This is a genomic window from Streptomyces thermocarboxydovorans (assembly GCF_039524635.1).
GTDB lineage: Bacteria > Actinomycetota > Actinomycetes > Streptomycetales > Streptomycetaceae > Streptomyces > Streptomyces thermocarboxydovorans.
This window is the reverse complement of sequence record NZ_BAAAGU010000153.1, coordinates 1-682: the sequence shown is the minus strand read 5'-3', so window position 1 is coordinate 682 and position 682 is coordinate 1. Positions and strand designations below refer to the sequence as shown.

Annotated in this window: 1 protein-coding gene; it reads left to right on the top strand. The window is 69.8% G+C overall.

Going from position 1 to position 682, the window contains the following annotated elements:
* Positions 1-22 precede the first annotated feature (22 nt).
* On the top strand, positions 23-682 hold a 660-nt coding region (locus ABD198_RS30540; protein WP_344007989.1), incomplete at its 3' end, for an SRPBCC family protein.

The window sequence follows — 682 nt, the reverse complement described above, 5'->3', positions numbered from 1 at the left end:
AACAAGGAGCCGTGTTTCCGCGATGGAGTTCATCAACGAGTTTCCGGTGGGCCTGCCGGTCGAGCAGGCCTGGGCGCTGTTCACCGACGTCGAGCGGATCGCCCCGTGCATGCCGGGCACCCAGCTCACCGAGGTGAACGGCGACAAGTACCACGGGGCGGTCAAGATCAAGATCGGACCGGTGGTCACGCAGTTCAAGGGCGTCGCATCCTTCGAGAAGCTGGACGCCGTGAACAAGACGGCGGTGCTCCGGGCGGAGGGCCGCGACGTCAAGGGGCAGGGCAACGCCAGCGGACTCATCACCATGCGGCTCCACCCGGACGGCCAGGGCACCCGGGTCACGGTGGAGACCCAGCTCAGCGTCACCGGCAAGGTGGCCCAGTTCGGCAAGGGCGTCATGGAGGACATCAGCAAGAAACTGCTGGCCCAGTTCGTGACATCCCTCGAGGCCCAACTGGCCGCCGAACAGCAGCCCTCCCCCGCCCTCCACAGCGTCCCAGCCGGCACGGGCCGGGCCGAGCCCGAGCCCGAGGCCGCTCCCGGACGGCACCGCCGGATCGAGTCGGCCGAGGCCGAGCCCCTGGACCTGATGGGCGTGGCCCGCGGCGCCGTCCTCAAGCGTGCCCTCCCACCGGCCGCCGTCCTCGTCGTCCTCGCCGCTGTCATCTTCTGGCTGACCCGG